The following is a 4,746-nucleotide window of genomic DNA, read 5'->3' on the forward strand; positions in this document are numbered from 1 at the left end:
CGCGCTGATCTCACCAGTCCGATAGCGCAATAGCAAGGTGTCAAACTGTCCACGCGCTTCTGCGAATCGGGCTGGATCCAGCGCTCTTCACCGAAGGATCGTGCCACACGTGCAGGAGCGGCGTTGAGATCCTTCCCACCCCGACGGTCGTCGTGGGTCAGGATGACGTTGAGGTGTGAGGTAAAGCAGCAGGCCCTCAACCGCTCCCCTAAAGAGGGGAACTGTAGCGCCAGTGACTGAGGGGGGGGGATAGACTGGAGCCAACGGTCTCCCGTTGGCTCAGCAAATGAAGGCTCCTGCGTTTCCCACGCGACAGCGATACCGAAGGGGGGTACCGTGGGGTACGCCAGAAACGCAGACGGGACCGCTTGCGTCCCCGGCTATCTGGAACAAGTCGCTAAACACATCCCCCCTCCTCTGAGAACGGGTTGTGCTATAGGTTCAGAAGTCGCACAGCCCACCCAACGCCCGTCATCCAGATCCTGAATCGAGTTCAGGACAGGCAAGGCGCCCCTGGCGCCGCTGATCCGGGATCCATTCGCCGTTTGAGGGCGAACTCACTCCGCTAACGTATCCCTCCATTGGGGCATGGATCCCAGATCGTCGCTCCGCTCCGTCTGGGATGACGGTGTGAGGGCATAAAAAAGCATTTCTGTATGTTCAACAGCGATCAGATGTATAGCACAACGCATACTCAGAAATGGCGGGGCCCGTTGAACGCAGAGCCCCCGAATCGGACAACTGTGGTATACCACATTCGCCCGACCGGGAGCGTCACGGATTCTCTACTGGGGATGATCTGCCGGGCGCTACTCTACATCGCCCACCACGAAAGAGACCTCATCGCCAGGCGAGATCGTTTCGGTCTCATGAAAAACCGTGCTGAGCTCGGGGTTCAAGCCGTCTGGATCGCTGGTGGCACTCTCCCCAACCCGAATGATAGCAGGAGCATCTTCGATGCGGCCATCAACTTCAACGCCTACAACCGTTCGTCCTGCGTCTGAAGTCTCAACGGGACTACTGCCTCCGCCAATACCTGATGTACTGCTGTCCTCGCGATCGCATTCGCCATCGTCATAGCAGATGGTGATATGGTAGTTATTGTCCATTGTATTCAGCGACGTGGTACCCTCGCCCGCGGCCTCCAGCTCAACGACAATGGGATTGGTGGCTGCGCTTATTCCATCGTCTTCCTCCGAGCTTGTCGGATCGTCGTCGCAGCCGCTTCCTGCAATCATGACTGCCATGGCCATGACGAGAATAGAGACCGCGCGACGCCACGAAGCCTGTTTGTCTTGCATAATGGTGTTCATGGTGATGCAAACTACAATTCAAAATTGCAACGAGTTTGCCCCACGAGGCAATAGTAGTAGCCCCGTGGAGCCGGTCGAATTCGAATAATGGTCTGCATTTAACCATGCGAAACACGTTCGGCGACCCGGACAGGATGCCCTTACCAGGCTCAAAGCCTGTTTGGGATTTGGTTTGAAGGCGCGAGCGGGCGCGGTTTGTATGCTATTCCGTGTCCCCTTTCTTCTGTCTTTTTCTGCCGCTGGGGGAAAAGGGTGTACTGGGAGATGTATGATGCGATAGGTCGCTGAATACGTGACGAGAGCCTCAACTTACGCGATGCTGCTCCCCCTCGGAAGCCGCCGAATATGTTGCGGCGCGGTATGCAACGTGGGGCCCATTGAACCCTTCGTCTTTCTCCTGCATCTGTCTTGTCGCGCCCCGTGCAAGGCCCCTGACACGGAGCGTGCCTCGCAGGACATCAGCGCTCGGATGGTTCAAGAGATGCTTGGGCATGCCTCCAGTGCCCTGGAAGATGCCGTTGAACAGACGTTTAGGGGATGTGGAGGGCGCTGCAATAGTACCCGAGGTGGGACTCGAACCCACACGGTGCACAAGCACCAAATTTGTGGGCGCTGTGGGACGATTCTCGAAAACTCGGTTCATGCAATGGTTCATGCAATGCCCGATTTACCCCCTTTTTGTAGGGGGTTGTGGGGCGTTTTCATTGCGGTGCGTATCGCTGCGTTTGGGGCCGTCCTGTGCCCGGTTGTGCACGGCTTGAGTTGGAACTGTCGGGGTGCGTTTTCGGTCTAAAACAACATGAAGCTGCGGGGCATCTCATGCGACTACGTGTGAGCCTTGCCGCCTGCTGACGCCGCTTAGTGCGATGCACGGTGCCTGCTCTCGTCCAAGAGCGACGGAGACGGATGCGGTGCGGATGCACGGCCCTTGCGAGTTGGTGGGCACGCTGTCGGACAGACTGCGCCGTGACCGCTGTGTGACTGCACACGTTGCTGCTGCTGGCCAGTTGGATCGCCCTTGCGGTGCTTTTGCTTGTGACAGGCTGCGCCTCGGAGCAAGAGTCTTCGGATCCAGCATGGTCGGAGTTCGAGGGGATCGGTGAGGGGCGTACTTACTCCGGCGCGGGTCCCGAAACAGGCGAAGAAAAATGGCGCTTCAAGACTGAAGATCGGGTATTTTCTTCTCCGGCGATACACGAGGGCACCGTCTACGTTGGGAGCCTTGACGGCCACCTCTATGCGATTGAGTAATCCCGTGCGCGCTGGGGCATAGCCTGGGACACGTGTGATCCTCCACCTCCTCAACCTGCCGCTGTAGCCAATTGTAACGATTCCCTGCCCCGCATTGTGGGCGCTTTCCGGCACGTCACTGCACAACAAATACTTGTGTGAGTTGTGGTTCATAACTCACAAATCAAAAGCGACAAACGACTGGATCACAAGAGGTTACACCAAATAGCAGGGGGCACATTAGCCAAAACTTACAACCTCTTGCGCCAATGACTGACGCTTGGAAAGACGCTGTAGAAGATCGGGACTCGGATGCGCACATCCGCGTCGAGCCGCTGGTTGAACCCGACGGATCGCCCTTGTTCATCCTGCACACCGATGGCGGTCCGTTCGTGATGGGCGTGTCGGGCATTGCCCGTATCCCAATGGGCGAGGTGCTGGCCATACGAGAGGAATGCACGCCGCTGAATACGCCGTCGCCTGTGTCGGATGGGCTACCTGATGGCGAGTTTGCCACGTACGTCTACGACGCCACCACGGGCCACCACAAAGAGGTGATCGGGGCCGACGGTGGGCCGTTGCCTGCGTGATGTGCTGCGCTCCATCCTGCCCCTCCTCCGCGCCCTCACTGGACGCAAACTGTCTGGTGGGGGCTTTCTCATGTGTGCACACAACGTCTATACGGAACCGCATAAACACTACTTCTATACGAGCATATCCTTTTTGGTGATAGATCTATCTTCCATCATGCTGCGATGCCCACTGCCTTTCGCGAAGGCCCGTACCGATTTCATTTCTACAGCTCTGATTGCAATGAACCGATGCATGTTCATGTACAGCGCGACCGCAACGAGGCAAAGTTTTGGTTAGACCCAATAGAGATTGCCCACAACTACGGGTTTGCAGGACACGAACTGCGCAAGATAAGGAAGATGATCCGTGCTCAGAAGTCGATGATTGCCGATGCTTGGTATGAACACTGCGGACACCACTGACCGACCCTCCAACGATCCATCGTCCAAGAATGCTATGGATGCCCCGATGCCTGATGCCTCCGAACGAATTCGAGATGTACGTGTGGTCAATCCGACCGACGACATAGAAGGCCACATCACGTTTGAACTTATGGATGGCCGTGTGGTGAGCATACCGCTTTCGTGGAGTTGGCGACTCCAAGAGGCTACCCCTGAAGAGCGCCAGAACTTTGAGATCAGTCCCAGTGGCTACGGTGTGCACTGGCCCGATGTGGATGAAGACCTAAGCGCCCGTGGTGCACTACGCGGCACACCGGCTCCACGGCCGGGTACGGCTCCTTCGCCTCATACGCCTGGCGACTGGTCGGCCCCTCGTATCAAAGCACTGCGGAACCGTCTCGGGCTCTCGCAAGCCGCATTCGGCAAGCGGATGGGCGTTCGTCAGGCCACCGTTTCAGATTGGGAAACGGGGAAGCAAGAGCCGTCTCGGATGGCTTGTCGTCTGCTGGATCGGATCGCGGGCGCTACTGATGGTGCCTATGAGCAGGTTGCTGCATAGCATCACAGTGCAGAAGTGTTGTCCGATAATGCGTCTTTATCGGAGACTGACACAGGGCCGAATCGGACCAGCGGACCGACACACGGCAGGGCTACCGCAACGATTCGTATGAGCGGCAGCTCACCACACGGGTCGGAACGATTAACCTGGAGGTCCCCCGAGATCGGGACGGCACGGCCCTGCGTGCAGAGCGCCTTACACGGGGCTTCAAGCGGATGGTGCGCGGGGCAAAACTCAAGGGAAGGGACGATCTGCATTTCCACAGCTTGCGGCACACCTGCGGCGCGTGATGGGAAGGGCGCTGCGGGGGGGATGCGCCTACGATCTGCGGGGGGGATTTGCTTAGAGCCCCCGCAATATTGCTTTTCCCCACGTTTCTGCGCGTATTGCTGCGGATGCGGGGCTGGGCCACAACGCCGCGTTCATCGCCCCCAAACCCGCCTTAGACGCGCTGAACAGGGGGTTGGAGGGATGTTTGATAGTACCCGAGGTGGGACTCGAACCCACACGGTGCACAAGCACCAACGGATTTTAAGTCCGTTGCGTCTGCCGATTCCGCCACTCGGGCATTGAGAGATATGCAGAAGGGCTCGCCAAAGACAATCCGCATCCCGATACCCATGCATTCCGATGGGGTTTCGGAGAGTACTTGCTCTTGAAAACTCGGCCC

The 4,746-nt window shown here is 57.8% G+C and carries 5 protein-coding genes, 1 tRNA gene and 1 pseudogene; 5 read left to right on the top strand and 2 right to left on the bottom strand.

Translation table 11 applies throughout. From position 1 onward, the window contains the following. Positions 1-809 precede the first annotated feature (809 nt). Positions 810-1,313: a hypothetical protein gene (locus R6U20_RS12510; RefSeq protein WP_410338183.1), complete on the bottom strand. Its 504-nt coding sequence runs from the start codon at positions 1,311-1,313 to the stop codon at positions 810-812. 1,035 nt (positions 1,314-2,348) lie between these two features. On the opposite strand from R6U20_RS12510, the gene R6U20_RS12515 reads away from it, so the two are divergent. The 5 genes and pseudogenes from R6U20_RS12515 to R6U20_RS12535 form a co-directional block, all read left to right on the top strand. After that, complete coding sequence (locus R6U20_RS12515) at positions 2,349-2,564, top strand: PQQ-binding-like beta-propeller repeat protein (RefSeq protein WP_410338187.1); 216 nt, start codon at positions 2,349-2,351, stop codon at positions 2,562-2,564. A gap of 248 nt (positions 2,565-2,812) precedes the next feature. After that, on the top strand, positions 2,813-3,133 hold the full coding sequence (locus R6U20_RS12520) for a hypothetical protein (RefSeq protein ID WP_410338184.1): 321 nt from the start codon (positions 2,813-2,815) through the stop codon (positions 3,131-3,133). A 165-nt stretch (positions 3,134-3,298) separates the two neighbouring features. Beyond that, positions 3,299-3,538: a DUF4160 domain-containing protein gene (locus tag R6U20_RS12525; RefSeq protein ID WP_410338185.1), complete on the top strand. Its 240-nt coding sequence runs from the start codon at positions 3,299-3,301 to the stop codon at positions 3,536-3,538. Then, positions 3,516-4,076: a DUF2442 domain-containing protein gene (locus R6U20_RS12530; protein ID WP_410338186.1), complete on the top strand. Its 561-nt coding sequence runs from the start codon at positions 3,516-3,518 to the stop codon at positions 4,074-4,076. Before R6U20_RS12525 ends, R6U20_RS12530 begins: the two co-directional genes overlap by 23 nt. A gap of 68 nt (positions 4,077-4,144) precedes the next feature. Continuing rightward, positions 4,145-4,249 (top strand): annotated as a pseudogene (locus R6U20_RS12535) (transposase); the annotation flags it as partial. A 309-nt stretch (positions 4,250-4,558) separates the two neighbouring features. Here R6U20_RS12535 and R6U20_RS12540 read toward each other — a convergent pair. Beyond that, positions 4,559-4,644 (bottom strand) — tRNA-Leu (locus R6U20_RS12540). Positions 4,645-4,746: the final 102 nt, after the last annotated feature.

Origin of the sequence: Longimonas sp. (assembly GCF_046498435.1) — a bacterium.
Lineage (GTDB): Bacteria > Bacteroidota > Rhodothermia > Rhodothermales > Salinibacteraceae > Longimonas.